This window comes from Anaeromyxobacter sp. SG66, from assembly GCF_022690805.1.
GTDB lineage: Bacteria > Myxococcota > Myxococcia > Myxococcales > Anaeromyxobacteraceae > Anaeromyxobacter > Anaeromyxobacter soli.
In genome coordinates, this window is record NZ_JALCZC010000056.1 from 1 (window position 1) to 26,498 (window position 26,498).

The following is a 26,498-nucleotide window of genomic DNA, read 5'->3' on the forward strand; positions in this document are numbered from 1 at the left end:
CGGGCCACCCCGGCGCGGCGGGGCGGCGCGGGGCGCGTCCTCGGCAGGATGTCCGGGACGCGCGCGGGCGGCACGAGCGCGGGTCGGACCGGGTGGCCGACGAACCGCGGCGCGGGCACGAACACCCAGTACGTCACCGCGATGGGCGCCGGGTCCACCCACCACGTCACCAGGCCGGGCGGCAGGGGCGCCCACCCGATGAAGCCGCCCCCGACGCGCCAGGCGACCCAGGCCGGCGCCCACGCATGCCCGGGCACCCAGATCCAGCCCAGCCAGGGATCGAAGATCCAGCGGCCGTAGTGGTACGTCGCCCACGCCCACGGCTCGTCGCTCGCCCAGTACCAGCCCTCGTCCGTCCAGACCCACTCGCCGTCCACGTAGGGGCGCCAGTCGGGCCCGGCACCGACGGGCCGCCACACGCGCCCGTAGCTGCCCGCCACCATCCACTCCCCGTACGGCGCGAGCCCCTCCTCGAAGAGCTCGAACGAGACCCCCGCCTGCGGGCCTTCCGCGACCGCGCGCGCCGGCAGGACGCCGGCGCCGCAGAGGAGGAGCGCACCGAGCAGCGATCGCCACCTCATGGCCTGCCCTCCCGGCCGCGCTGCGCGTGGCCGCGCCCGCGTGCCGTGACGCTGACGCGGGCGCCGCGCGGCCTCGGCACGTCCCCAGGATCCCGCCGCGGGCGCGCGCGCCGCAACGGAGCACCTTGGGTCGGCGCGCTCGGTGGCACGCGCCGCGCGGGCGTGCGCCGCTCCGCCCGGCGGGCGGGCCACCGTCGAGCGCGCGCGGCACGGGCGGGAGCGGGGGGCACCGCGGTTCGTACGCAGGCCACCTCCGGAGCGCCCCGCCTCTCTGCGGCGCCGGGCCGGGTGCCGGACGTAGCATGAGGGTGCGGCGCCGGGGCCGCCGGTCTCGGCGCGGCAGGCGCTAGGCAGGCGGAGGTGACGCGATGCAGAAGCCCATCGAGATCGGCTGGCGGAACGTGACGCCCTCCCAGGCGGTGGCGACGCTCATCCAGTCCGAGGCGGCGCGACTCGAGCGCGCCTCGGACCGGATCGTCGGGTGCACGGTGAGGCTCGAGGCGCCGAGCCGGCATCACCGGCACAGCGGCGGCCAGTACCGGGTCCGGCTGGAGGTGTCGATCCCGCGCGGCAGGATCGTCGTGGGGCGCAATCCCCCCCTGGGCACGGATACGCACGAGGATCTCTACGCGGTGGTGAAGCAGGCCTTTCGCGAGGCGCGGCGGCAGCTCGAGGATCGCGTGCGGCGTCTCGACGGCCGCGTGAAGGCCCACGCGGCAGCTACGGAGGGGGTGGTGGTGCGCCTGTTCCCGGACGAGCACTACGGGTTCCTGCGCACGCCGGACGGGCGCGACGTCTACTTCCACGCGAACGCGGTGGTGCGTGGCCAGTTCCCGCGGCTCGAGGTCGGCCGCGGCGTCCGCTTCGTCGAGGAGAGCGGCGACGAGGGCCCGCAGGCGAGCACGGTGGACCCGCTCCCGGTCCGCCGCAGCGCGCCGGCGCACTGAAGCCGGCGCGGGCGGCGCGAAGGCGGGATCGGACGGGCGCCTCGAGGCGGCCCGGCGGCCGAGGGGGGCGCTCCCCTCTCGTTTTCGCGGCTGCGAGTTGCGCGACGCGGCCGTCCGCGCGAGATCTGGAGGCGGCGCGCCCCGTCGGGCGGCCGCGGAGAAACCATGCAGAGCCCTGCACCCTCCGGCCTCGCCCCCGGCTACCTCGTCGCCGCTCCCGCCCTCTCCGACCCGAACTTCGCGGGCTCGCTCGTGCTCATGGCCGAGCACCACGGCGAGGGGGCGCTCGGGTTCGTCGTGAATCGCCCCGGTCCGGTGACGGTCGCTGAGGTGCTCGCGAGCGTGGACGAGGACCTGCGCCGCGCTGCGGAGGCGCACGGCCGCGCCGACGCGCCGGTGCTCGTGGGCGGCCCGGTCCAGCCGGAGCGGCTCTGGATCCTCTTCCGGCCAGGGACCGTGGCGGCCGACGCCGAGGGCGCGGTGAAGGTCGGCGACGCCCTCTCCCTGGGCGGCTCGCGCGAGCTGCTGGAGGCGCTCGTGCGCGCTCCGGGCGCCGGCGATCCGTTCCTGCTCCTGCTCGGCTACTCCGGCTGGGCGCCGATGCAGGTCGAGCGGGAGGTGGCGGCCGGCGCGTGGGTGCCGCTCGAGCTCGACGGCAGCTCGCTCGTGTTCGACGTGCCGCTCGAGAAGCGCTGGGACACCGCGGTGCGCCGGCTCGGCCTGGAGCCGGGGGGATTCCTGGTCGGCGGCGGCGGGGCGTCGGCCTGACCCACGTGCGTCTCGAGGGGTACCCGGGATGCGCCTGGCCGTCTCCTTGACGGCCGACCGTCCGTTCAGTATCCATCTGTTCAGGTCCCGACGAAAGCGCCTGTCAGGGCGCGCTGCTAGGAGAGACCTCCACCGCGCAAGTCGCCGGGAGCGCTGAAGGCGCCCCCCGCAAGGAGACGAAAGAAATGGCCGTCGCACCGGAGAAGGAGAAGGCGATCGAGCTGGCCGTCTCGTCCATCGAGAAGGCCTTCGGGAAGGGCTCGATCATGCGCCTCGGCAACGAGGAGGCGCTCGTGAAGGACGTCCAGGCGGTCTCGACCGGCTCGGTCTCGCTCGACATCGCCCTCGGCGTCGGCGGGTTCCCGCGCGGCCGCATCATCGAGATCTACGGCCCGGAGTCCTCCGGCAAGACGACCCTCGCCCTCCACGCGGTGGCCGAGGCGCAGAAGAAGGGCGGCATCGCGGCGTTCGTCGACGCCGAGCACGCCCTCGACGTGGGCTACGCGCGGAGGCTGGGCGTCCGCACCGACGACCTCCTCATCTCGCAGCCCGACACCGGCGAGCAGGCCCTCGAGATCGCCGAGACGCTCGTCCGCTCCGGCGCCATCGACGTGCTCGTCGTCGACTCGGTCGCCGCGCTCGTGCCGAAGGCCGAGCTCGAGGGCGAGATGGGCGACGCGCACATGGGCGTGCAGGCGCGCCTCATGAGCCAGGCGCTCCGCAAGCTCACCGGCACGATCTCCAAGTCCTCCACCATCGTCATCTTCATCAACCAGATCCGCATGAAGATCGGGGTGATGTTCGGGAACCCGGAGACGACCACCGGCGGCAACGCGCTCAAGTTCTACGCCACGCAGCGGCTCGACATCCGCCGCATCGGCGCGATCAAGGACGGCGACCAGATCATCGGCAACCGCACCCGCGTGAAGGTGGTGAAGAACAAGGTCGCCCCTCCGTTCAAGGAGGTCGAGTTCGACATCATGTACGGCCAGGGGATCAGCCGCGAAGGCGACCTGCTCGACCTCGCCTCGAACGAGAACATCGTCGAGAAGAGCGGCACCTGGTTCAGCTTCGGCGGCGAGCGGATCGGCCAGGGCCGCGAGCAGGCGAAGGCGTTCCTCCGCGAGCACCCCGAGGTGCTGCAGCAGGTGGAGGGGAAGACCTTCGAGAAGTTCGGGATCCACCGCGGCCCGGTGGCGGTCCCCGCGCCGCCCCCCGAGGAGCCCGAGGAGAAGAAGGGCCGGGCCAAGTCGGCCCGCTGATCTTCCAGCCTTTTCACCGGCCGAGGGCCTCCGCCCCTCCCGCCTTTCCACCCGGGCGGGCGAGCGAGACCCGGACGAAGCGCGCTACACTCGCCGGCCCGGACGCCACGTGCCGAGACGGCTCACCGACAGACGGTGGCTGGGGAAGCTCCTCGACGAGGAGCTCCTCCGCCACGATCCTGACCAGGCCCGCGCCAGGCTCCCCGCCGAGGTGCGCGGCGCCGGCGCGTCTCCGCTCGATCTCGCGCCGGCGGCGAACCTGCTCGTCACGCGCTCGCTCAGGCGCCGGGTCGCGGTGGGGCGGCCCGGTGCCTCCGACGGCAGCCGCGCACCCGCGTCCTCTGCCGCGGACGCGTTCATCGAGGAGATCCGCGCGCACATCGGGCTCGCCCTCGATCTCGCGCTCCTGCGCGGCGATCCGTTCGTGCGCGCCCGCCGCCGTGCCGAGATCGCCGCGGCGCTCGCCGCCGCGGTCGGCGAGCACGCCGTCGCGATCGCCGCGGAGCCCGAGCAGCCAGGCGGCGCGAGCGATCGCGCCGTGGATCGAGCCGCCCGCGCCGCGGCGGAGGCGCTCCATGCGCGCTTCTACCCGCCCGGCGATCCGGCGCACGCGCTGCCCCTCCACGCCGGGGCCGTGGCCGTGCTGCGCCGCCGGCTCGCGCGCGTCGTCTGCGGGTACCACCGGGACGGGCGCCTCGTGGCCGAAGCCCTCGCGCGCCACGGCGCCTACGCCGTGCGCGAGTCGGCCCTCCTCGCGGAGGCGCTCGCCGGCCTCCTCGGCGCGGCGGGCCTCTCGGGCGCGCCGGTCCAGGCCGTGCGCCACCGGCAGATCGCGCGCCTCGGCCTCGACCGCGCGGCGACCCGGGAGACGCGCCACGCGATCACCTCGCCCCGGTCGCCCGAGGCCCTCGCCGAGGCCACGCCGGAGCGCGTGCGCGGGTTCCTCCTCGAGCAGCTCCGGCTCGCCCAGCTCGGGCTGAAGCTCGTGCACGACGCGCCGGCAGCGTGGGTCGAGTCGTTCGCGCGCGCCGCCCGGCTCGACGCGCAGGTCATCGCGGCCGCGGAGATCGAGGCCGCCGCGCAGCACGCGGATCACGCGGACTGGCTCGAGGCGCTCGGCGACGGCGGCAGCTCGGGCTGGCACGTGTTCACGGCCGACCTCGACGCCGCCACCGACGTGGTGGTGGAGCGCGTCTCCACGGCCGTCACCGACAACCTCGACGCCCTCGTCACGGAGATCCGCGAGACCGGCGAGCTCGGGCAGCTCCTCGCGAAGGCGGCGGCGGGGAACGCCCTCACGCAGGACGAGAAGCGCAAGGTGAAGGCGCAGCTCGTCGATCTCGCGAAGGCCGTGCCCGCCCTCGCGATCTTCGCCGCGCCCGGAGGGATGCTGCTCCTCCCGCTCGTCGCGAAGCTCCTGCCCTTCAGCCTCCTGCCGAGCTCCTGGGAGCGCCCGGGCGCCTCGAAGCGGAAGCGGGCGGCGAGGTAGGGCTGCGCACGGCCGTCGATCCCGATGGCCGCGGCCCGTCGCCGCAGGGCGGGCCCGTGCTCCAGGTCGTCGGAAGCGCCCGGCGGTGAGGCCCTGGAGACGAGCCGGGCGCGATCGCCGAGGCGACCGCGCCCGGGAGTGAACCGCGGCTCGCTGCTACCGCGCCGCGCGGCGGAGCCGCGTCGCGAGCCGCAGCGCGTCCTCGTTCACGCCGGCGGTGAGCGTCCGGCCGCGATCGTGCGAGATCATGCCGTCGATCTTCGCGGCGAGGTCCGCGCCGGCCGCTCCGAGCGGCTCGCGGGAGGCGATCCAGCCGAGGCCCAGCACCGCGTGGTAGCGCGCGGCGAGGTCGGCGTCCTGCTCGACCGGGCGCACGAGCGCGTCGGCGAGCGCCGCGGCCTGCTTCGCGCCGCCCGCGCGCCCCACCTCGAGCGCCGCGCGATCGCGCACTGCCGCGCTGGGATCCGCGAGCTTGCCCGTCCAGCAGCTCGCGTCCCCGCCGCAAGCGGCGGCGGCGTCGAGCCGCGCGAGCATGCCCTTGAACGCGGCCTCGCGCCCGGCGTCGCAGCCCGCGGCGCAGACGCGCTGCGCCGCCGCCTCCACGACCGAACGCTCGGAGGCGCCGCCGAGGCGGGAGAGCGTGGCGAGCGCGGCGTCGCGGAGCCGCGCGTCCTGCGAGGACGCCGCGCTGCGGAGCGCCGGGACCGCGCCGGCGTCGCCGATGCGGGAGAGCGCGTCGCAGTAGCGGTCGCGCACGTCCGGGTCGCGCTCGCGCGCGACGAGGTCCGCGAGGGGGCGGACCGCCTCGCGGGCGCGCATGCGCCCGAGCGACTCGGCGGCGAAGACGCGCACGTAGAGCGCGAGGCGGGGGTCCGCGTCCTGGTAGGAGAGCTTCTGCACGAGCGCCGGGACCGCCTCCGCGCCCGCGACGTCGCCGAGGAGCTGCGCGGACTTGGCGTAGAGCGCGCCCTGCACGACGCCGCGCTGACGTGCCCAGCCGGCGAGCTCGGCGTCGCGGCCCTCCAGGACCGCGATGAGGGGGGCCGCCATGGGCGGACCGATCTGGTAGGCCGCGAACGCCGCCTCCGGGAAGAAGGACACGCCCGGCCGCTCGTCGAAGAGCATGCGGAGCACGGCCTTGCCGGCGCGCGGATCGGCGATGGAGCCGAGCGCGAGGAGCGCCTTCTTGGCGGTGAACGGCTCGACGCCGTCGCCGGTGGCGATCTTGACGAGCGTGTCCACCGCCGAGGGATCGCCGATGCGGCCGAGCGCGTCCACCGCGGCGACCTGCGTGTACCCGTCGGACGAGGCCGTGAGCTGCTTCAGCGCCGGGACGGCCTCGCGCGCGCGCAGCGCGCCGAGCGCCTCGGCGATCCGCCGGTTCGCGTCGACCGTGTCGCGATCCTTGGGCGCCGGATCGAGGGCGGCGAGGAGGGGCGCGGCGGCGCGCGAGTCGCCGATCTCGCCGAGCGCCACGGCCGCCTCGGCGCGGGCGCGCGGCGCCTGCGCGAGGACCTCCACGAGGTACGGCACGGCGGCGGCCCGATCGCCGGGCGCCTTGCGGACGTGGGAGAGCGCGTCGAGCTTCTCGTCGAGCCGGCTGCGGCTCGCGGCGCGCTTCGCCCAACCGGCGGGATCGCTGGGGCTCCCGCACGCGGCGAGGAGGAGGCAGGCGGCTACGGCGGGGAGGGTTCGCATGTGGGGACCTCTCTGGCTAGGGCGCGGCGTGCCGCTGCGGCGCAGGGACGGCGAGCGGCGTGGGCTCGGGATCGTCGAGGGCGAGGGCGCTGCGCCGCTCGCGCGCGGCGGCGGCGAGCGCCTCGATGGCGGGGGCGAGCTCCGGCGAGCGCACCGCGGCGGCGCGCATCCGCGCGAGGGCGTCCTCGAGGACCGCCGCGTGCCGCGCCTCGCGCGCCTTCATCCGCTCGACGGCCTCGATGAAGGTCCGGAAGAAGGCCTTGAGCTCGTCGCTCCTGCGGAGGGTGCGCATCTGCGGGAACCGACCCTCGGAGAGGACGCGCAGGTAGTGGCCCATCACGAAGATGGGGCCGGCGACGCGGTGGGTGATGACGACGCCGAGCAGCCCGAGGGAGCCGGCGAGGAGCAGCGCGATCGCGGCGAACGCCCAGAGGAGCACGCGGTCGCTGCGCGCCACGAGGGCGCGGGTCTCCGGATCGGCGGCGACGAGCGCGGTCACCTGCGCGTGGACCTGGTGGAGCCACAGCCCGAACACGACCGCGATGAGCAGCCCGGCGCCTGCCATGAGGAGCGCGTACTTGAGCTGGAAGCCGCGGTCGACGAGGACCTGCCGCCGCTTCACGGCTGCGCCGGGCGCGTCGGCTGCGGCGGATGCCTCGGCCATGCGATGCTCCCTCCGGCCCCGCGACGCCGGGCCCCCGCGATTCTATCGTTTGCCCCTCGCACCGCAACGACGCCGTCGCACGGGAGGTGACGATGCAGGTTCCACGCCCACTCGCCTCCACGTGTGGGGACATCTACCGAACCGCCGTCGCGCAGCTCGGCGCGGCGCGGCGCGTCGCCGAGGCGCTCGCGGAGGAGCCGCTCCCCGCGGGCCCCGTCCGCGTGCTCGCCCTCGGAAAGGCCGCGACGCCGATGATCGAGGCCGCCCTCGCCGTGCTGGGGTCGCGCGCGTCGGACCCGCTCTGCGTCCACCCCGAGGGCACGCGGGCGCCGGCGGGCGTGCGCACCCTCGCGGCCGGCCACCCGCGCCCGACGCGCGGCTCGCTCGAGGCCGGCGAGGCCATCGCCGCCTGGGCCGACGCGAACGGCGGGTCGGCCGCGCTCGTGCTCCTCTCGGGCGGCGGCAGCGCGCTCGCCGTGGCCCCGCCGGCGGGGATCTCCCTCGACGACAAGGCGGACGCGCTCGCGGCCGTGATGCGCGCCGGCGCGACGATCCAGGAGCTGAACGCCGTCCGGAAGCACCTCTCCGCGCTGAAGGGCGGCCGCCTCGGCGCGCGGCTCGCGCCCGCGCCGGTGCGCGTGCTCGTCCTCTCCGACGTGCCGGGCGACGACCTCTCCACGATCGCGTCCGGGCCGCTCGTGCCCGATCCGACCACCTGGGCCGACGTCGAGGCGGTCCTCGCCCGCACCGGCACCCGCGCCGCCCTGCCCGCCTCTGTGCGCGCGTTCGTGGACGAAGAGTCGGCGGCGGGCCGCGAGACGCCGAAGCCGGGCGACCCGCGCTTCGCGGCGATCGCGCACCGCCTCCTCGCCGGCCCGGGGGATCTCGCCCGCGCCGCCGCCGAGGTTGCTCGCGGGCGGGGGCTCGACGCGGAGGCGGATCCCGCGCCGCTCGTGGGCGACGTCGCGAAGGTGGCGGCGCAGCTCGGCGCGTGGGCGCGCGCGAACGCGGGCCAGGGCCGGCGGCTCCTCGCGCTCGGCGGCGAGCCGACCATCCACGTCCCGGCCTCCGCCGCCAACCCCGACGGAGGCCGCGCGCAGGCGCTCGCGCTGCTCGCGGCGAAGGAGATCGCCGGGCTGCGCGCCGCCGTCCTGGCCGCGGGCTCCGACGGGCGCGACGGTCCGACCGAGCACGCGGGCGCGGTCGTGGACGGCGAGACGGCGGGACAGGCGGCCCGGGCCGGGATCGATCTCGACGCGGCGCTCGCCGAGGCGCGCTCCGGCCCCGCCTGCGCCGCGCTCGCCGCCGCCATCCCGCGCTTCGAGACGGGGACGCACGTGTGCGATCTGGTGATGGTGGCGGTCGAGTGACCCCGACCCGACCGCGACCTTCGTCGCCCCGATGGACCCCGACCTCGACCCCGCCTATACAGACCCCCTCATGCGCATCGTCTTCATGGGCACTCCCGCCTTCGCCGTACCCCCGCTCGACGCGCTCGCGCGCGCCGGGCACGAGATCGCGGCGGTGGTGGCGCAGCCGGATCGCCCGGCCGGCCGCGGGCAGGCGCTGCGCGAGCCGGCGACGAAGGCGTGGGCGCGCGAGCACGGCGTCCCGGTGCTGCAGCCGGTGAAGGTCCGCGACGGCTCTCTCGCGCGCGAGCTCGCGCAGCTCCGCCCGGACCTCCTGGCCGTCGCGGCGTACGGGCGGATCCTGGGCCGCGATCTCCTCGAGCTCGCGCCGCACGGCGCGCTCAACGTGCACGGGTCGCTCCTGCCGAAGTACCGCGGCGCTGCGCCCATCCAGTGGGCGATCGCCGAGGGCGAGGCGGAGACGGGCGTCTCGATCATGCAGATGGACGAGGGGCTCGACACGGGCGACGTGCTCCTCCAGCGCGTCCTCCCCATCGGCCCCGACGACACCTCCGAGACGCTCGCGCCGAGGCTCGCCGCGCTGGGCGGCGAGGCGCTCGTCGCGGCGCTCGCGCTCCTCGCCGCGGGCGAGCTCGTGCCGGTGAGACAGGACGGGACGCGCGCCACCCTCGCGCGGATCCTCGAGAAGGAGGACGGGCGGGTGGACTGGACGGTCCGCGCCCGGCGCCTCCGCGACCGGCTGCGGGCGTTCACGCCCTGGCCCGGGGCGACGACCACGCTCGAGGGACGGTCCGTGAAGCTGCTCGAGGTCGTCGAGGATCCCGCCGCCGCGGCGGCGGCGCCGGACGCCCCCGGGGCGGCCGCGGTCGTGCCGGGGCGCGGCGTCGCGGTGCGCTGCGGCGAGGGGACCGCGCTCCTCGTCACCCGGCTGCAGCCCGAGGGGAAGCCCCCGCAGGCCGCGGTCGACTTCGCGAACGGCCTGCGCCGTCGCACCTTCACGTTCGGCACATGACGACCGCACGCCAGATCGCCTTCGAGGTCCTGCGCCGCGTGGACGAGGGCGGCGCCTCCGCGTCGCGCGCGCTCGACGCGGCGCTCGCGGGCGCCGGCGCGCTCGACCCGCGCGAGGCCGGCCTCGCGACCGAGCTCGTCTACGGCACGCTCCGCCGCGCGCTCGCCCTCGACGGCGCGCTCGCGCCGCACTCGCGGCGCCCGGCGGACGCGCTCGATCCCGCCGCGCGCGTCGCGCTCCGGCTCGGCGCCTACCAGCTCCTCTTCCTCAGGAAGCCGGCCCACGCGGCCGTCGGCGAGACCGTCTCGCTCGTGAAGGCGGTAGACCACGGGCGCGCCTCGGGCTACGTGAACGCCGTGCTGCGCTCCCTCGCGCGCGCGTCGACCCTGCCCGAGCCGCCCGCCCTCGCGGTCGATCCGGTGGGGCACGTCGCGGTGGCCGAGGCGCTGCCCCGCTGGCTCGCGGAGGAGTGGGTCTCCTGGCTCGGACCGGAGGAGGCGCTCGCGCTCGCGCGCGGCATGAACCAGCCGGCCGCGCTCACGGTGCGCTCGCCGGATCGCGACGCCCTGCTCGCGCGGGCCCGGGCGGCCGGCCTCGCCGCCGAGCCCACGCCCCGCTCGCCGGACGGGATCGTCCTCGCGGGGACCTCGGTCGCCGCGCTGGCGCGGGCCGCGGGCGGGCTCGCCTTCCAGGTGCAGGACGAGGCCGCTCAGCTCGTCACCCTCTACGCGGCGGGCGCGCTCCGCGGGACGCGCGCGCGCGTGCTCGACGCCTGCGCCGCCCCCGGCGGGAAGGCGTTCCACCTCGCCGAGCTGCTCACGCCCGGCGCCGAGGTCGTCGCGGTGGAGCTCCACCCGCGCAAGGCGGAGGAGCTCGCCCGCGAGGCGGCGCGCCGCGGCCTCACCGGCGTCCGGGTGATCTGCGCCGACGCAGCTCGCCCCATCCCGGGCCTCGAGCCCGAGAGCTTCGACGCCGTGCTCGTGGACGCGCCCTGCGCCGGCCTCGGCACCCTCCGGCGCCACCCGGAGCTGAAGCTGCGGCGGACGCCCGCCGATCTCACCCGGATGGCCGAGCTCCAGGCGGCCGTGCTGGCGAGCACCGCGCGCTACGCTCGACCGGGCGCGCCGGTGACCTACTCGATCTGCTCGCTCTCGCGCGCCGAGGGTCCGGACGTGGTCGCGGGCGCGCTGCGCGCAGGCTTCGCCCGCGCCGGGGGCGGCGCGGTGCCGGCGGACGTGCTCACGCCCGACGGCGACCTGCTCACCGTGCCCCATCGCCACGGGACCGACGGCTTCTACGCGGCACGGCTCGTACGGTGAGTTCGGGGTCCGCGCCGCGGACCCTCGCCGCCCCGCGCCGCGGCCCACGCGCCGGCCGGTCTCGCGTAGACTGTGCGCCCCATGCCCCTGCCGATCCGCATCGCCCCCTCGATCCTCTCCGCCGACTTCGGCCGCCTCGCCGAGGAGGTGCGCGCGATCGAGGCGGCGGGCGCGGACGTCGTGCACGTGGACGTGATGGACGGCCGGTTCGTGCCGAACATCACCATCGGGCCGCTCGTGGTCGAGGCGGTCCGGAAGGTGACGAAGCTGCCGATCGACGCGCACCTCATGATCGTCGAGCCGGAGCGCTACGTGGAGGCGTTCGCCCGGGCGGGCGCCGACCTCGTCTCCGTCCACGCCGAGGTGTCCCCGCACCTGCACCGCACGCTGCAGGCGATCCGCGCCGCCGGCGCGCGGCCCGCCGTCGCGCTCAACCCCTCGACGCCGCTCTCCGCGATCGAGTGGGTGATCGGCGACTGCGAGATGGTGCTCGTCATGACCGTGAACCCCGGGTTCGGTGGCCAGCGCTACATCGACGCGTGCACCGACAAGATCCGCCAGCTCCGGGCGCTCGCCGACGCGCGCAACCCGGCGCTGGAGATCGAGGTGGACGGCGGGGTGAAGCCCGAGACGGCGGCCCTCGTCGCGGGCGCGGGCGCGAACGTCCTCGTCGCGGGGACCGCCGTGTTCGGCGCCCCCGACTACCGGGCCGCCATCGACGCGATCCGCGCCGGCGCGGAGGGTGCGCGCGCGGCCGGTGGCCGGAGGTGAACGTCGCCGCGGCCATCGCCGCGTCGGCGGCGCTCGTCGCGGTGCTCGCCGGCGCGCTCTCGCGCCGGCTCTCGCTCGCGCCCGGCTGGCGCGATCAGCACCGCTTCTCGCTCGTCGCGTTCTCCGCGGCGGCCTACGCGGTGTGCAACCTCGCGACGACGCTCGGGCTCCCCGATCCGATCGTCACGCTCACCTCGCGGTTCCAGGTGGCGAGCGCGCTCGTGCACTTCTGGGCCTGGTTCGGCTACTCCGAGACGTTCGCCGGCCTGAAGCCCGGCCGGTGGCAGCACGCGGCGAGGCGGGCGTTCCTCCTGCTCGCCGCCCTCGCGCTCATCCCCGGCGTGGTCTTCACGTACGACGTCGTCAGCCACGAGGTGCCGGCGTTCGGCGCCGTCTACCGGGACGCCCTCCCGACCACGTTCGGCTACGCCGTCTTCGCCGTCCTCCTCGGCGCCTCGCTCGTCACCTGGTGGCGCTTCGTGCGCGCCTGGCGCGCCGGCATCCGGCACGCCGGCGTCCACGCCGCCGCCTTCGGGACCCTGATCCTCTTCGGCCTCAACGACGCGTTCGCGACGACGGGCCGGTTCCCGACGCCGTACCTCCTCGACACCGGCTTCATCGTGCCGATCGTCGCGGTCTACTGGACGATCACCGTGCGCTTCTCCGACAACGCGCGCGCGCTGCAGTCGATGCGCGCGCGGCTCGAGGAGCTCGTCGACACCCGCACGCACGCGCTCGCGGAGGCCCAGGCCGCGCTGCACCAGTCCGAGAAGCTCGCGGCCCTGGGCCGGTTCGCGACCGCGGTCGCCCACGAGATCCGCGACCCGGCCGCGGTGATCACGACGAACCTGCGCCTGCTCGAGGACGGGCTGCGGCGCGCGGACGGCTCGGGCCACGAGGGTCGCGAAGCCATCGCGGACGCGCTCGCGGCGCTCGAGCGGCTCGGCACGCTCGTCCGCGCGCTCGCCGACGCGGGCGGGGCCGCCGCCGCGGAGCCTGGCGGCCGCGCCGTCGTCGCCGACGTGGTGCGGGCGAGCGTGTCCCACGCCCGCATCCGCGCGGGCGACCGGATCCGGATCCTCGAGGAGATCCCGGCCGGCCTCTCCGTGCGCGCGCGGCCGGAGAGCGTCGCGCACGTGCTCGGCAACCTGCTCGCGAACGCCGCCGACGCGGTGCCGGAGGGGCGCGCCGGCCGCGTCGAGGTGCGCGCGGAGCGGCGAGGGGGCGCCGTGCGGATCACCGTCTCCGACGACGGGGCCGGCATGCCGCCCGACGTCCTCCGCCGCGCGTTCGAGCCGTTCTTCTCGACCAAGCGCGACGGGCGCGGGCGCGGGCTCGGGCTCGCCATCTCGCGGGGCGTGGTGGAGGGGAGCGGCGGCGCGCTCTGGCTCGAGAGCGAGCCGGGCAAGGGCACGCGCGCCGTGCTGGAGCTGCCGGAGCTCGGCGGCTGATCGACCGATCCGACGCGGGCCGCGCCTTCACGGCCCGCCCGCGACCCGGGGGCCGGTCAGTCCTCGACCGCCTCCACGCGGACGCGGGCGAGGCCGCGGTCGACGATCCCGAGCTTGCGCGCCGCCGCCATCGAGAGGTCGACCACCCGCCCGCGCTTGAACGGCCCGCGGTCGGTGACGGTGACGACGACGCTCCGCCCGTTCTCGAGATCGGTGACCTTGAGGCGCGCGCCGAACGGCGCCCGGGGGTGCGCGCAGGTCATGGCGTGCATGTCGTAGCGCGCCCCGCTCGCGGTGCGCCGGCCGTGGAACTTCCTCGCGTAGAAGCTCGCGAGGCCGACCTCGCCCTCCTCGCCCGCGGGCGCGGCCGAGGACGGGCGCGGCGACTCCTCGGGCTCCGAGCGACGCGGGGCGTGGGTGCAGGCGGCGAGGGCGGCGAGGAGCACGGCGACCGGCGCGACCCGGCCGAGCGTGCGCGGGCGCCGAGCGCTCACGGCCGCGCCCTCCGCCGGAAGGTGCGCGCGACCTCCGGGTGACTCGCGAGCAGCGTGAGCGCCTGGTCGAGCAGGGTGCGCCCCGGCTCCATCTTGAACCAGGTGGAGGCCCCGGACGGATGCGGGAGCGGGATGACGTCGACGTCCACCCCGTGGAACTGCGTCCTGAGCGTGCGTCCGACCACGGCCGCGATGGGCTCCGTGTGGCCGAGCACCTCCTGGATGGCGAGCCGGCCGACCGGAATGACGAGTCGCGGCGCGAGGATCTCCACCTCTCGGGCGACGAAGCCCCGCCACAGCGCGCACTCGTCGGGCGTGGGGACCCTGTCCCCTCCGCCCTTCGTCTTGCCGGGAAAGCAGCGCACCACGGCGCTGATGTAGACGCGCGCCCGCACCGTCTCCTCGTCGGCGCCGGTCGCGCGCTCGAGCCAGCGGAAGAGCGTCTTGCCCGCCGTCCACGCGAAGGGGCGGCCGAACCGCGCCTCGTGCGGGCCGGGCGCCTGACCGATGAGGAAGATGCGGCTCGCCACGGCCGGGCCGTGCACGGGCGGACCGAAGCCGCGCGGCTGGAACGCCTGGATGTCGCGGTGCACCGCCGCGAGCGCGGCGGCGGCAGCGGCGCGCCCCGCGCTCAGCGCCACGGCTCCTCGCGCACGGAGTGGATCCAGCCCTCCGAGCGCGGCACGTTCGACGGGACGCCCTGGAACCCGTCCTCCCACGCGGCCGCGGCGCCGGTGGCGGCGAGGACCGCGTCGAGGTGGTCGCCGCGGCCGTCCTCGACGACCTGCGCGGCCTGCTCCATCTCGAACTCCAGCTTCGAGGCGCTGCGGAGGGTGCGGAGGATCGCCGCGCGGGTCGAGGCGCGAGAGATGCCGTCGCGGTCGTCGTCGCGGTAGGCGCAGACGCCGCAGACGACGCGGGCGACGTGCGCGGGCCGCACCTCCGCCACGGCGGGCTTGCCGGTCTGCGGCGGATCCCAGGGGAGGAAGCTCGCCTGGACCTGGGCGAGCGTGCACAGCCCGAAGAACGTCTGGCGGTAGCTGCGCGCGCTCGTCGGCGCCCCGACCTCTGCGCGGTAGCAGTCGGTCGCGCGCGGGCGATCCTTGCCGAGCTCGTCCCGGAACTTCGCCGCGCCCTCGGTGAAGTCGCCTCCCGGACCGACGAACCGCTCGTGGAGGTTCCGGCCGAGCACCGCCGGCCCGCGGATGGCCTGGCGCAGGAGCCCGAGCTGGCGGAGGTGGGTCTCCGAGAGCGACAGGGCGAAGTCCACGCCGAGGACGAGGCGCCCCTCGGCCCACTTCGCCTCCTCCGCGACCCAGGCGGCGAAGCGCGCGTGCACGTCGCGCCGGCCCGGCGCGTCGGTGAACGGACGCCACAACCGCGTGAGCCTGGTCTTCGTCCGGCCGCACTCGATCTTGGCGGCGAGGATCTGGTTGCCCGCGCCCTCGACGCCGCTCCAGCGGAGGCCGATGACGACCCCGCGATCCGGCAGCGAGAACGAGGGCGGGCGCGCGCGGCCGAACACCGCCGCGGCAGAGCTGCTCGTGCCCTCGTTCTCCGACATCTTCCTGGACTCTCCGGCGCACGCGGCGCGACCGGTGCGTTTACCTTTCGCTTGCCATGAGTGTCAACGGCGCACCCCGGATCACCCCGGCGCGAGTCTCGATTGGGGCCACCTCGCGTACCCGGGTTCCCGGACGGGATCCCGCTGCCTAATGTGCAGCCGAACGTGGCTTCCCCCGCCCGCATCCTCGTCGTCGAGGACGACACCGCGATCCGGCAGACGCTCGCGGAGCTGCTCCAGGACGAAGGCTTCGAGGTCTCCTGCGCCGCGAACGGCGCCGAGGCGCTCGCGCACCTCACCCGCTCCGCTGCACCGAGCGTCATCCTGCTCGACCTCACCATGCCGGTGATGGACGGCTGGACGTTCCGCTCCGCCCAGCGCGAGGACCCGCGCATCGCAGGCATCCCCACGGTGGTGGTGTCGGCGAACCACGCCGCGGACCGGCGCGCCGTCGCAGGGCTCGGCGCGGCCGCGTTCCTCGCGAAGCCGTTCGATCTGGACTCGCTCATCGACACGATCCACAGGCTGTGCTGAGGCTGCGACCGGTGGTGCCGCCCGGCTCGTGAAGTCGCCGATGGCCCCGCTCCTCGACCGCGCGATCGACGGGTTCGCGATGTGGACGGAGGATCGCCGCGTACGTCCGGCGGTCGGCTTCCGCGCGGCCCCCGGCGTGCCGCTCGACTGCTTCGGGCCGCTGCCGGTGCTCCCCGCGGCGCCGCCGCGGGAGGGGGACTGGCTCGCGGAGTCGCCGCGCCCCGCCCCGGGCGACGACAGGATGGCCGTGCACGCGCGCGCCGCGCGCGGTGCCCGGCGGGGAACCGCCATCCTGGTGCCGCCGTGGAAGGTGCCGCGGCTCGCCGTCGTCGCCGGGTACGCGCGGCTCCTCGCGCGCGCGGGCCTCGACGTCTGGACGCTCGTGCCGCCGCGCCACCTGCAGCGCTCGCCTCCGGGCACGCGCAGCGGCGAGGGCTTCGTCTCGCCCGACCTCCCCGCGCTGCGCGGGGCGTTCGAGCAGCTCGTGCTCGAGATCAGGGTCCTCACGGCGCTCGCCCGCGCTCGCGGGGAGGGATCGGTCGGGGTGGTGGGGCTCTCCCTCGGCGCGCTCGCCGCCGCCCTCGCCGCGACCGCGCCCGAGCCGCTCGACTTCGCGGCGCTCGTCGCGCCTCCGGCGGATCTGGCGGCGGTGTTCGCGGGCACCCGCATCGGCCGGCGCTACCTCGCCCTCGCGCGCCGCGCCGGCGCGCCGGCGCCCCCGCCCGACGCGCTCTCCCGCATGCTCGCGCCCTTCCGCGCGGACGCGCGCCGGCCGACCGCGCGGCGCGTGCTCGTGGCGGTGGGACGGGAGGATCGGATCGCGCTCAGCGCGGGCGCGCTCGGGCTCGCGGCGGCCTGGGGAGCGACCGCGCGGAGCTACCCGCGCGGCCACCTCACCCTGATCTTCGCCTGCCGCGCGCTGCGGCGCGATCTCGCCCGCTTCGTCGCGGGCGCGGACCTTTGACTACTTCGCCGGGCAGGCGTCGCGCGCGGCCTTCACCGCGTCGAAGAACTCCGCCGGGACGACGCCGCCGCGCACGACCGGCCACGACCGCTCCATCGCCTGGCGCCACGGGGCGGCGTCGACCTTCACGACCTGCAGGCCCTGCTTCTGCATGGCGCCGACGGCGTCGGCGTTGAGGCGGCGAACCTCGACGTCGACCTTCTGCCCGAGCTCCTTCGCGATCTGGAGCAGCTTCGGCCGGAGGTCCGCCGGGATCTTCTCCCACGCGTCCTTCCGCACGAGGGTCGCCCCCATCATGTAGGACCAGGACACGTCCATCATGTTGTTCGCCTTCTCGAACAGGCGCGCGGTGAGGACGTAGAGGGGGACGTTCGGGACGCAGTTGATCATCCCGGTCTGGAGCGACGGGTACATGTCGTTCGCGGAGAGCACGACCGGCTGCATCCCGGCCGCCCGGAACGCCTCGACGCTCTTGGGATCGCCCTCCCACGCCCAGATCTTCGCCCGGCTCATCTCGGCGGGGGTCTTGAACGGCGAGTCGCAGAACAGGTGGATCGCCCCGATCCGGCTCCACTGCAGCGCGATGAGGCCGCGCTTCTCGAGCGCCTGCTCCACGCGGGGGCGCACCTTGTCGAAGGCGCACTCCATCTGCCCCTCGCTCTGGAACAGGAACGGCACGCTCAGCGCCTGGGGCTCGGGGATGACGTCGTGCATGCCGACGTTCGAGATGGCGGCCGCCTGGAGCTGGCCGATCCCCATCTTGCGGACCATGTCGCCCTCGGACCCCTGGGCGCCGCCTGCGTAGATGCGGAGCTTCACCTTCCCGCCCGACGCCTGCTCCCACTTCTGGGCCATCTCGCGGAGGAGGTCGTGCCAGGTGGAGCCCTGCGGCGCGAGCGTGCCGAGCTTCAGCGTCACGGTCTGCGCGCGGGCGGCGGTGGCGAGCGCCGCGAGCAGCGCGGCGAGGAGCAGCTTCTTCACGGGGATCTCCTTGGGGATCAGAGGAACAGGTCTTCGACGTGGTCGAGCAGGACGCGCGCGCGCCGCTGCGCGAGGATGTTCGCGAGCCGGTACTTCGGCACTTCCTCGGCGTTCGCCCGCAGGACCTCCTCGAGCTCGCGCTCGAACGCGGCCCGGTCCTGCTGCTTCACCAGGGTTCCCTCTGCATAAGCGACGCGCGGGCCCAGCTTCTTGTTCAACGAGAGCTCGAGCGCGCGGTCGAGGTGCGCCTTCGCGCGCGCCGGGCCGCCGCCCTCGTGCTCGCCGCGGGCGGCGTCCAGCGAGACGAAGTACTCGTGCAGCGCCCCCTCCCCCCAGCGCTCGTCGAGCGCGAGCGCCCGCTCCATCATGGCGACCGGGATCGGGAGCTCGGCCACGAGCGCCATGTCTCCCTTGCCGTTCGCGATGGCGAGCGTCCAGGCGGACGCCGTCCAGTAGAGCGCCTCCACGTCCCGCTTCTCGGCGCGCTTCAGCGCCTTGGCGAGATCCCGCCCCTCGCGGAGCTGCGCCGAGAGGTGCTCGTGCCGCTCTTCGAGCGCCCTCAGGCCGTAGTCGCGCGCGCGGAGGTACAGCTTGCGCGCCCGCTCCCGGCCGGCGCGGGCCGCGTCGAGGTTGCCGTCGAGGTCCGCGCGATCGGCGTCCGACTGGACGAACGCGTACGCATACTGGGTGAAGTTGCCCGCCAGGGCCCGGAGCAGGCCCTCGTGCTCCGGGTTCTCGGAGAGGAGCCCCTCCATCGTCTTGAGGCCGAAGGGCACGGCCTCGCGGACGAGCTCGGGATCGTCGTCCGACCCGTAGGCGGAGCCGCTCTGGGCCACGGCGTCGGAGACGAACGACATGGCGGTGCTGCGACAGCCGGTGAGGGACGCAGCGGTGACGGAGAGTGCAGTGACGAGCAGGAGTCGCTTCACGGGAAAGGGCGCGGCTGAGGGGAGTTCGTGGTAGTCATATTTGCCCCTCCCTGACGGGTCAATCGACTTTCTCGTGACCGCCCCATCCACGCTCCCTCCCGACTCCGAGGTCGCTCCCGCCCGCGCCGCCGGGACGCGGCTCGAGCGCGGCCTGCTCGCCTTCTTCCTCCTCGCGATGGTCGCCCTCCCCGCGGCCTCGACGGTCTCGCGCCGCTTCACCGGGCGCGAGCTGCCGGGCTCCGCGGTGCTCGCGCAGCACATCACGCTGTGGGTCGGCTTCCTCGGCGCGCTGCTCGCCACCGCGTCCGGCCACCACCTCGCCCTCTCGACCATCGAGCTCGTCCCCGCGGGACGCCCGCGGCGGATGGCACGGTTCTTCACCCAGGCCGTGTCGGCGGCCGCCTGCGCGCTCCTCGCGTGGGCGTCGGCCCGGCTCGTGGCCGTCGAGTGGAGGGGCTTCGGGACGGTGGCGTTCGGCATCCGCGTGGCGTGGAGCGAGCTCGTGATGCCGATCGGCTTCGGCTTCATGGCGCTCCGCTTCGCCTGGCGCGCCGGCGACGGGGCCGGCGCGGAGCGCTGGGCGACCCGCGCCGCGGCCTTCGCCCTCGCCGCCTCCGCCTTCGTGCTCGGCGCGGTCGAGCCCGGGCCGACGCTCGTCTGGATCCTCCTCGCGATCGTGCTCGCGGCGTTCCTGCTCGGCGCGCCGGTCTTCGTCGCGATGAGCGGCGTCGCGATGGCCCTGTTCTTCCGCGACGGGGGCTCCGAGGCGATCGCGGCGGTGCCCACGGCCACGTTCAACCTCGTCTCCTCCGCCACGCTGCCGGCGATCCCGCTCCTCACCGCGGCCGGCTACGTGCTCGCCGAGGGCGGCGCCGCGCAGCGGCTGGTCCGCGCGTACAAGGGGATCTTCGGCTGGATGCCCGGCGGCGTCGCCATCATGGCGACCTTCGTCTGCGCGCTCTTCACGACGTTCACGGGCGCGTCCGGCGTCACGATCCTCGCGCTCGGCGGGCTCCTCCTCCCCGCGCTCCGCCGCGAGGGCTACCCGGAGGACTTCTCCGTCGGGCTCGTCACCGCCTCCGGCTCGCTCGGTCTGCTCTTCCCGCCCTCGCTGCCGGTCATCCTCTACGGCGTGGTCGCCCAGGCGCCCATCGACCACCTGTTCCTCGGCGGGCTCGTCCCGGGCCTGCTCATGATCGTCATCGTCGCCGCGTACGGCGTGGCGGTCGGCATCCGCTCCCACGCGCCGCGCGAGCGGTTCGAGCCGCGCGAGGCGGCCGCCGCGCTGTGGGCGGCGAAGTGGGACCTCGGCCTGCCGACCCTGGTCGTGGTCTCCGTCGCGACCGGGTTCGCCACCATCGTCGAGGCGGCGGCGCTCGCGGCGGCCTACTCGATCGTGGTCGAGCTCTTCATCTTCCGCTCCATCCACCCGCTGCGGGATCTGCCGCGCGTGCTCGTGGACGCGGCCGCCCTCGTCGGCAGCGTGCTCATCCTGCTCGGCACGGCGCTCGGGCTCACCTCCTGGTTCGTGGACGCGGAGATCCCCACCCGGCTCGTCGAGTGGATGACCGCGACCGTGAAGAGCCCGGCGCTCTTCCTGCTCATGCTGAACGCGGTGCTCCTCGTCCTCGGGAGCGTGCTCGAGATCTACTCGGCGATCGTGGTGCTCGCCCCCCTCGTGGCGCCCCTCGGCGCGGCCTACGGGATCGAGCCCATCCACCTCGGCGTCGTGTTCCTCGCGAACCTCGAGCTCGGGTTCCTGTTCCCGCCGATGGGCCTGAACCTCTTCCTCGCCGCCTCGCGCTTCGGCAAGCCCCTGCCCTACATGTACCGCAAGGCCTTCCCGTTCCTGCTCATCATGGCGGCGGGCGTGCTCGCCATCACCTACCTGCCGGCCATCACGACGGGCGTCGTCGAGCTGCTCGTCGGGAAGTGAGCGCGGCCCGCGCTGGCCCGTAGCCGGGAGCGCGCGGCGCGGCCTTCAGGCCCCGTCGCCCGCGCGGGCGGGCCAGCCCTCGCGCAAGGCGAAGATCGCGAACGTCACCGCGTACGCGCCCACCACGTCGATCGCGTAGTGCAGGTGCGAGAGGAAGACCGACGCGACGACGAGCACGTGGGCGACGAGCGCGGCCGCGCGGAGCGGCGGCGAGCGCCACACGTACAGCACGAGCAGGAAGGTGGTCGCGGTGTGGCCCGAGAAGAACAGATCCTGCGTGAGGTAGGCGCGCATGGACCCGTCGGCGAACACCTGCCACGGGGAAACGAGGGACAGGAACACCTCGCCGAACCCGTGGCCCGCGATCCCGACGCCGCCGACCTGCGGCGGCGGGGCGCCGAGCCCGGTGAGGACGAGCGTCGCGCCGCGGGCGAGCGAGACGAGGCCGCCCGTCACGGTGTAGCGGGCGAAGCGGCGGGGCGCGCGCCACAGGAGCGCGAGCGCGAGCGGGACGTACGCGACGAGCCAGAGCACGTAGTTCGCGCGGGCGATCCAGTCGACGTACGGCACCGCCGACAGCACGAGGTCCGGGAGCGGTGGCGCGAGGCGCCGCTCGTTCCAGATCGCCGCGGCGGTCATGACCGCGTAGCAGGCGGCGCGGAAGGCGAGCGCGCCGAGCACGGCGCGCCACAGCGCGCGCAGGCCGGCGAGCCCGCGCGGGCCCTCGGCCTCGATCGCGGCGACCTCGACCCGCTCACCCTCTGTTCGTCGCAGGTCCACGGGCGGGCTTATCCCACGCGCCGGCGCCGGCGCGCAAAGGCGGCCTACGCCGGCTCGCCCGCGAGCAGCCGGAGGAGCTTCGGCCGGACCCCGGCCGCCGCCACGAGCGCGTCGAGCCGCTCCTTCGCCTCGCGCGAGGAGGCCCGCACCTTCTTGCCGAGGATGAGCTCGTTCTTCACCGAGTGCTCCCACCCGGTGAGCTCGGTGACGGTCACCTTGTAGCCGGCCGCCTCGAGCGCGAGCGCGCGGACGACGTTCGTGAGGTGCGACCCGAACTCGCGCCGGTGCCAGGGGTGGTCGAAGAGCGGCGCGAGGAGAGGGGACGGCGCCGGCGCACCGGCGAGCTGGCGCGCCACCTCCGCCTGGCAGCACGGCACCACCGCGACGTGGTCCGCGCCGTGGCGGATGGCGAGCGCGAGCGCGTCGTCCGTGGCCGTGTCGCAGGCGTGGAGCGCGGTGACGACGTGGACGCGCTCGGGCACGGGCGCGCCCGCGATGGGCGCCTCGACGAAGCGGAGCCGGTCGAACCCGAGCCGCGCGGCGCGCTCCGCGCCCGCGCGCGCGAGGTCCGGGCGCGACTCGACCGCGAGGAGGCTCCCCTTGCCGGCCGGCCGGAGGAAGAGCTCGTAGAGGACGAAGCCGAGGTAGCTCTTGCCCGCGCCGCAGTCCACGACGACCGGGTCGCCGAAGCGGCCGAGCACGTCGTCGAGCGCCGGCGCGAGGAGCCCCGCGAGGTGGTTCACCTGCTTGAGCTTGCGCAGGCTGTCCGCGTTGAGATCGCCCGCGCGCGTGAGGAGGTGGAGCTCCTTCAGGAGCTCCGTGGACGTGCCGGGGAGGAGCTCGCGGCGGACGGCCTCCCCTTTCACCTGGCGGCGCATGCGGGCGTGTTGTAACCGAGGGAGGCGCCGAGATCGAAGATGATCTCGATCCTCGCCCCCGATCTCGCCCTCGACCCGACCCATGCACCCCTTCCTCTCCCTCCCCTCCCCCTGGCTCGTCGCCCACCGCGGCGGCAGCGCCCTCGCCCCGGAGAACACGCTCCCCGCCTTCGACGTGGCCGCGGAGCTCGGCGCGGACGCCATCGAGACCGACGTGCGGCGCACGCGAGACGGCGTGCTGGTCGTCTTCCACGACGAGACCACGGAGCGGATCACCGGCGCGCCCGGGACGGTCGAGGGCCGGACGCTCGAAGAGCTCCGGACGCTCGACGCCGCGTTCGGCTTCACGCCGGACGGGGGCCGCACCTTTCCGCGCCGCGGCACGGGCGTCCGGATCCCCACCTTCGCCGAGGCGCTCGCGCGCTACCCGGCCATGCGCTTCATCGTGGACGCGAAGTCCGAGGAGCCGGCGCTCGCCGAGGCGCTCGCGGCGGCGATCCGGGCGGCCGGCGCGGAGCACCGCGTCTGCGTGGGATCGTTCTTCGACGCGCAGGCCGAGCGCCTGGGGGCGCTCCTCCCCGCCTGCGCGCGGTACCTGCCGCAGGAGGCCGCCACCTGCCACGTCCTCGCGGCGCTCTCCGGCGGCGACGCGTCCGCCTGCCCCGGCGGCTACGCGCTCGCCTCGCTGCCGGCGCGCATGAACGAGCTCGAGGTGGTCTGCCCGCCGGTCATCGCGCACTTCCACGGGCGCGGCATGCCCGTGCACGCGTGGACGGTCGACGCCGCCGACGAGATGCGCGCGCTGCTCGCGATGGGCGTCGACGCGATCGTGACCGATCGGCCCGACGTGCTCCGCGCCGTGCTGGGCCGCTGACGCCCCGCTCGCGTCGGGGTCACTTGCCGGCCGGCGGCGCCTCGCCCGCGGGCGGCTTCATCAGCTCCTCCAGCTTCTTGCGCTGCTCCGGCGGGAGGTTCTTCTGCGCCTCCTCGCGCTGCTTCATCGCCTCCTCCATCTTCTGCTGCATCTCCGGCGAGGCGACCGGCGACTCCGTGCGGGCGTAGCCGGCCGGCACCTCGAGCATCGAGGCCGGCACCTTCTGCTTCTTCGCGCTCACGAGCTCCATCTTCATGCGCGGCTCGCCCGTCTTCGCGTCGAGGAGGACCCAGCGCGCCGGCAGGCCGTCGAGCCCGGCTTCCTTCAGGGCGCGCGGCAGCGCCGAGTCCGCGTCGCCGCTCGCCGCCGCCCAGCCCGCGACGGTCCCGAGCTCGCGCGTCACGCAGACGTCGAAGCTCGCGCCGCCCGAGCTCTCGACCTTGGCCCGATCGCAGCGGAGCCCCGCGACGCGATCGCTCCCGGCGCGCTTCACCGTCCAGCGCTCCTGCGGCTCGCCCTCCCGCTTCGAGTCGACGACGCTGTAGCTCTTGCGCTCCTCGTGCAGGAAGTACACGCGCCCGGGCTCGCTCGCCTTCACGATCGAGATCATCCGCAGCCGGTCCTTCAGCCCCTGCTGCACGAGCTCGGGCGGCGGGGCGACGTCGAGCTCGCTGCGCGAGCCCCTCGGCGACAGGTACACGACGGCGTGGCCCTCGCGCGCGGGCCCTTCGCCCCCCGTCATCCGGTACTCGGCCCTGCCCTCGAACTCCGCGCCGCGCGCGCCGAGGGCGACCGCGAGCGAGAGCGCTGCGACGACGAGCTGACGCATGGACATCCCTCCCGGCCGCCCCAGTAGCGGCCCGGCCGATGATGCGCCGCTCGGCGGCAGCGCGCCACGGGAGACCTCGCCTGCTGCCCCACCCGGAGGGAACCCGAGGCGAGGGCCTGCGCGGCGAGCGGCGCGCGCGCCCCGGCGCGCTCGCGCTCGGCCGTCCGGCGGGACGGAGGATCAGCCGTGCGCGCTGGCGAGATCCGGGTGCTTCTCGACGAACTCGTCGAAGGTGCCCGGGAAGTCGAGCACCGGCTCCCCCTGGTGCAGCGCCCAGATGCGAGTGCCCACCTCGCGGATGAGCTCCTGGTCGTGCGTGACGACGACGAGGGTGCCCTCGTAGCGCTGCAGCCCCTCCGAGAGCGCCGCGATCGACTGCAGGTCGAGGTGGTTCGTCGGCTCGTCGAGGACGAGGACGTTGTCCTTGAAGAGCATGAGCTTCGCGAGCAGGAGCCGGACCGTCTCGCCGCCGGAGAGCGTCGCGGTGGGCTTCATCCGCTCCTCGCCCGAGAACAGCATCCGGCCGAGCAGCCCGGAGATCTCCTCGTTCGAGAGCTTGTCCTCGAGCTCGCGCAGCCAGCCGAACGCGGTGGTCCCTGGCCGGATCGCCCCCTGCTGATCCTGCGGCAGGTAGCCGACCTGCGCCTGGTGGCCCCACTTCACGTGACCGTGGTCCGGCTGCAGCTCGCCCGCGATCATCTTCACGAGCGTGGTCTTGCCGACGCCGTTCTTGCCGATGACGCAGATCTTCTCGCCGCGGGTGACGAGCGCGCTGAACGGCTGGATCACCTCGTTGCCGCCGTAGCGCTTGTCGATGCCCTCGACGGTGAGCGTCTGCTTCCCCGAGGGCGCCTTCTGCTCGAACTTGATGAACGGCGCCTGGATGTTCGAGCGCTTCATGTCCTCGAGCTTGAGCTTCTGCATCGAGCGGATGCGGCTCTGGACCTGGGAGGCGCGCGTGCCGGCGTGGAAGCGGGCCACGAACTCGCGGAGCTGCTCGATCTTCTTCTTCTTCTCCGCGTTCTCCGACTCGACGCGCGAGCGCACCTGGCCCTTCTGGCGGACCATGTCGTCGTAGCCGCCCGGGTAGGTGATGATCGTCTCGTAGTCGATGTCCGCGATGTGCGTGCAGATCGCGTTCAGGAAGTGGCGGTCGTGCGAGATGGTGATGAGCACGCCCTCGTAGGCGTGGAGGAACTTCTCCAGCCAGCGGATGGACTCGATGTCGAGGTGGTTCGTGGGCTCGTCGAGGAGCAGCCCCTGGGGCTTGCCGAAGAGCGCCTGCGCGAGCAGGACGCGCAGCTTGTAGCCGCCGGTGAGCGCCCGCATGGGCTGATCGTGCCAGGGCTCCTCGATACCGAGGCCCTGGAGCAGCTCCGCCGCGTCGGCCTCCGCCGAGTAGCCGTCCTCCTCGGCGATGGTCCCCTCGAGCTCGCCGAGCCGGGTGCCGTCCTCATTGGAGATCTCCTCCTTGGCGAGGAGCGCCTCCTTCTCCTGGATCGCTGCCCAGAGCCCGCCGTTGCCCATGAGGACGACGTCGAGGACGCGGTTGTCCTCGAAGCGGAAGTGGTCCTGGCGGAGGATGCCGAGCTTCTTCGGCCGGAGAACGGAGCCGGTGTCGGAGTCCTCGTCCCCGGCGAGGATCTTCATGAAGGTGGTCTTGCCCGCGCCGTTCGGGCCGGTGAGGCCGTACCGGTTCCCGGGCGAGAACGCGACGTTCACGTCCTCGAAAAGCCGCTTCGGGCCGAAGGCCTTGGTGACGTTCTGCACTGAGATCATGGTCGCGGGGCGTTTTAGCGGAAACGCCGGGTATTTGCGAGCCGGCCGAACCCTCGCCGGAGCGGCCTCCCTCCGCGCGCGGCGAGCGTCCGCCAGCGTTCGCGTTCTCGACCCGCTCGCCCTCGCGGTTTAGGCTCCCGCCGCGTGAGGGCGCCCCGCGCCGAGTCCCGCTTGCCCGCCCGCCCGGCCGCCCGCGCCGCTGCGCTCCTGGCGCTCGTGCACGCGCTGCCGCTCCTCGATCGCGCCGCCTTCGGCGCGGTGCTGGAGCGGATGCGCGCCGACCTGTGGCTCACCGATCTGCAGCTCGGGCTCGCCGCGAGCGTCCCCGCGCTCGCGCTGGGCGTCCTCGCGCTGCGCCCCGCGCGCGCGCCCGCCCGAAGGATCCGCGGGGTGCTCTCGGCCGCCCTGTGGAGCGCGGCGGGGGCGCTCGCCTGGGCGTCGCGGGGCGCGGGGACGCTCCTCCTCTCGCGCGCGGCGGCGGGCGCCGCCTCGGCGGCCGCGGCCCCTGCGCGTCAGTCGCCGCGCGAAGGCGAGGAGACCTTGCCCGGCGGCGGCGCCCTCGTCACCACTGCGGTCGCGCTCGCGGCGCTCGGTTATGCGGGCGCTGGCGCGCTCGGCTGGCGG

At 75.2% G+C, this 26,498-nt stretch carries 25 protein-coding genes and 1 pseudogene; 14 read left to right on the top strand and 12 right to left on the bottom strand.

Features of this window, described 5'->3' with window-relative positions; translation table 11 throughout:
* On the bottom strand, positions 1-581 hold a 581-nt coding region (locus MNZ39_RS15135; protein WP_374202550.1), incomplete at its 3' end, for a DUF6600 domain-containing protein.
* A 368-nt stretch (positions 582-949) separates the two neighbouring features.
* On the opposite strand from MNZ39_RS15135, the gene MNZ39_RS15140 reads away from it, so the two are divergent.
* From MNZ39_RS15140 to MNZ39_RS15155, 4 genes are all read left to right on the top strand, one after another.
* Positions 950-1,528 carry an HPF/RaiA family ribosome-associated protein gene (locus tag MNZ39_RS15140; RefSeq protein ID WP_242339914.1) on the top strand — a complete coding sequence of 193 codons (579 nt, stop codon included), beginning with the start codon at positions 950-952 and terminating at the stop codon, positions 1,526-1,528.
* 165 nt (positions 1,529-1,693) lie between these two features.
* On the top strand, positions 1,694-2,296 hold the full coding sequence (locus MNZ39_RS15145) for a YqgE/AlgH family protein (protein WP_242339915.1): 603 nt from the start codon (positions 1,694-1,696) through the stop codon (positions 2,294-2,296).
* A gap of 185 nt (positions 2,297-2,481) precedes the next feature.
* A complete protein-coding gene (gene recA, locus MNZ39_RS15150) occupies positions 2,482-3,558 on the top strand; it encodes a recombinase RecA (protein WP_242339916.1) in 1,077 nt (358 codons plus the stop codon).
* 109 nt (positions 3,559-3,667) lie between these two features.
* Entirely contained in the window at positions 3,668-5,047 is a 1,380-nt protein-coding gene (locus MNZ39_RS15155; protein ID WP_242339917.1) for an LETM1 domain-containing protein, read from the top strand.
* Between the two features lie 156 nt (positions 5,048-5,203).
* Here MNZ39_RS15155 and MNZ39_RS15160 read toward each other — a convergent pair whose 3' ends face one another.
* Together MNZ39_RS15160 and MNZ39_RS15165 are read right to left on the bottom strand one after the other, a co-directional pair.
* The gene (locus MNZ39_RS15160; protein ID WP_242339918.1) at positions 5,204-6,745 is read right to left on the bottom strand and encodes a HEAT repeat domain-containing protein; all 1,542 of its coding nucleotides are present in this window, start codon (positions 6,743-6,745) and stop codon (positions 5,204-5,206) included.
* A 16-nt stretch (positions 6,746-6,761) separates the two neighbouring features.
* The gene (locus MNZ39_RS15165; protein ID WP_242339919.1) at positions 6,762-7,409 is read right to left on the bottom strand and encodes a hypothetical protein; all 648 of its coding nucleotides are present in this window, start codon (positions 7,407-7,409) and stop codon (positions 6,762-6,764) included.
* Between the two features lie 92 nt (positions 7,410-7,501).
* Here MNZ39_RS15165 and MNZ39_RS15170 point away from each other — a divergent pair, with 92 nt between their 5' ends.
* The 5 genes from MNZ39_RS15170 to MNZ39_RS25000 all read left to right on the top strand — a co-directional run bounded on the left by MNZ39_RS15170 (position 7,502) and on the right by MNZ39_RS25000 (position 13,332).
* Entirely contained in the window at positions 7,502-8,779 is a 1,278-nt protein-coding gene (locus MNZ39_RS15170) for a glycerate kinase (protein WP_242339920.1), read from the top strand.
* Between the two features lie 70 nt (positions 8,780-8,849).
* Positions 8,850-9,791, top strand: a complete 942-nt coding sequence (gene fmt, locus MNZ39_RS15175; RefSeq protein WP_242339921.1) for a methionyl-tRNA formyltransferase — start codon at positions 8,850-8,852, stop codon at positions 9,789-9,791.
* The gene (locus MNZ39_RS15180) at positions 9,788-11,110 is read left to right on the top strand and encodes a transcription antitermination factor NusB (protein WP_242339922.1); all 1,323 of its coding nucleotides are present in this window, start codon (positions 9,788-9,790) and stop codon (positions 11,108-11,110) included. The genes fmt and MNZ39_RS15180 overlap by 4 nt, the downstream gene beginning before the upstream one ends.
* 81 nt (positions 11,111-11,191) lie before the next feature.
* Complete coding sequence (gene rpe / locus MNZ39_RS15185; protein ID WP_242339923.1) at positions 11,192-11,881, top strand: ribulose-phosphate 3-epimerase; 690 nt, start codon at positions 11,192-11,194, stop codon at positions 11,879-11,881.
* Positions 11,878-13,332 (top strand): sensor histidine kinase, encoded by a 1,455-nt coding sequence (locus MNZ39_RS25000; protein WP_242339924.1) that lies wholly within the window; start codon positions 11,878-11,880, stop codon positions 13,330-13,332. The genes rpe and MNZ39_RS25000 overlap by 4 nt, the downstream gene beginning before the upstream one ends.
* 56 nt (positions 13,333-13,388) lie before the next feature.
* Here MNZ39_RS25000 and MNZ39_RS15195 read toward each other — a convergent pair whose 3' ends face one another.
* The 3 genes from MNZ39_RS15195 to MNZ39_RS15205 are packed head-to-tail and all read right to left on the bottom strand — an operon-like array spanning position 13,389 to position 15,390.
* The gene (locus MNZ39_RS15195; RefSeq protein ID WP_242339925.1) at positions 13,389-13,826 is read right to left on the bottom strand and encodes a septal ring lytic transglycosylase RlpA family protein; all 438 of its coding nucleotides are present in this window, start codon (positions 13,824-13,826) and stop codon (positions 13,389-13,391) included.
* The gene (locus tag MNZ39_RS15200) at positions 13,823-14,467 is read right to left on the bottom strand and encodes a uracil-DNA glycosylase family protein (protein ID WP_242339926.1); all 645 of its coding nucleotides are present in this window, start codon (positions 14,465-14,467) and stop codon (positions 13,823-13,825) included. The genes MNZ39_RS15195 and MNZ39_RS15200 overlap by 4 nt, the downstream gene beginning before the upstream one ends.
* On the bottom strand, positions 14,458-15,390 hold the full coding sequence (locus MNZ39_RS15205) for a DUF429 domain-containing protein (protein WP_242339927.1): 933 nt from the start codon (positions 15,388-15,390) through the stop codon (positions 14,458-14,460). The genes MNZ39_RS15200 and MNZ39_RS15205 overlap by 10 nt, the downstream gene beginning before the upstream one ends.
* A gap of 165 nt (positions 15,391-15,555) precedes the next feature.
* Here MNZ39_RS15205 and MNZ39_RS15210 point away from each other — a divergent pair, with 165 nt between their 5' ends.
* Both MNZ39_RS15210 and MNZ39_RS15215 read left to right on the top strand, forming a co-directional pair.
* Entirely contained in the window at positions 15,556-15,924 is a 369-nt protein-coding gene (locus tag MNZ39_RS15210) for a response regulator (protein ID WP_242339928.1), read from the top strand.
* A 40-nt stretch (positions 15,925-15,964) separates the two neighbouring features.
* On the top strand, positions 15,965-16,888 hold the full coding sequence (locus MNZ39_RS15215) for a hypothetical protein (RefSeq protein ID WP_242339929.1): 924 nt from the start codon (positions 15,965-15,967) through the stop codon (positions 16,886-16,888).
* On the opposite strand, the gene dctP is transcribed toward MNZ39_RS15215, so the two are convergent.
* Together dctP and MNZ39_RS15225 are read right to left on the bottom strand one after the other, a co-directional pair.
* Positions 16,889-17,869: a TRAP transporter substrate-binding protein DctP gene (gene dctP, locus MNZ39_RS15220; protein WP_242339930.1), complete on the bottom strand. Its 981-nt coding sequence runs from the start codon at positions 17,867-17,869 to the stop codon at positions 16,889-16,891.
* Positions 17,870-17,886: 17 nt separating this feature from the next.
* Positions 17,887-18,798 carry a TRAP transporter TatT component family protein gene (locus MNZ39_RS15225; RefSeq protein WP_242339931.1) on the bottom strand — a complete coding sequence of 304 codons (912 nt, stop codon included), beginning with the start codon at positions 18,796-18,798 and terminating at the stop codon, positions 17,887-17,889.
* Between the two features lie 73 nt (positions 18,799-18,871).
* On the opposite strand from MNZ39_RS15225, the gene MNZ39_RS15230 reads away from it, so the two are divergent.
* Complete coding sequence (locus MNZ39_RS15230) at positions 18,872-20,734, top strand: TRAP transporter large permease subunit (RefSeq protein ID WP_242339932.1); 1,863 nt, start codon at positions 18,872-18,874, stop codon at positions 20,732-20,734.
* A 45-nt stretch (positions 20,735-20,779) separates the two neighbouring features.
* On the opposite strand, the gene MNZ39_RS15235 is transcribed toward MNZ39_RS15230, so the two are convergent.
* Complete coding sequence (locus MNZ39_RS15235; RefSeq protein ID WP_242339933.1) at positions 20,780-21,514, bottom strand: phosphatase PAP2-related protein; 735 nt, start codon at positions 21,512-21,514, stop codon at positions 20,780-20,782.
* A gap of 44 nt (positions 21,515-21,558) precedes the next feature.
* Positions 21,559-22,392, bottom strand: a complete 834-nt coding sequence (locus MNZ39_RS15240) for an SAM-dependent methyltransferase (RefSeq protein ID WP_242339934.1) — start codon at positions 22,390-22,392, stop codon at positions 21,559-21,561.
* 82 nt (positions 22,393-22,474) lie between these two features.
* Between MNZ39_RS15240 and MNZ39_RS15245 the strand changes: the two genes are divergently transcribed.
* A complete protein-coding gene (locus tag MNZ39_RS15245; RefSeq protein WP_242339935.1) occupies positions 22,475-23,266 on the top strand; it encodes a glycerophosphodiester phosphodiesterase in 792 nt (263 codons plus the stop codon).
* Between the two features lie 19 nt (positions 23,267-23,285).
* Here MNZ39_RS15245 and MNZ39_RS15250 read toward each other — a convergent pair whose 3' ends face one another.
* Both MNZ39_RS15250 and MNZ39_RS15255 read right to left on the bottom strand, forming a co-directional pair.
* On the bottom strand, positions 23,286-24,095 hold the full coding sequence (locus MNZ39_RS15250; RefSeq protein WP_242339936.1) for a DUF4412 domain-containing protein: 810 nt from the start codon (positions 24,093-24,095) through the stop codon (positions 23,286-23,288).
* Positions 24,096-24,275: 180 nt separating this feature from the next.
* Positions 24,276-25,874, bottom strand: a complete 1,599-nt coding sequence (locus MNZ39_RS15255) for an ABC-F family ATP-binding cassette domain-containing protein (RefSeq protein ID WP_242339937.1) — start codon at positions 25,872-25,874, stop codon at positions 24,276-24,278.
* 144 nt (positions 25,875-26,018) lie between these two features.
* Here MNZ39_RS15255 and MNZ39_RS15260 point away from each other — a divergent pair.
* Positions 26,019-26,498: pseudogene (locus MNZ39_RS15260) on the top strand (hypothetical protein); the annotation flags it as partial.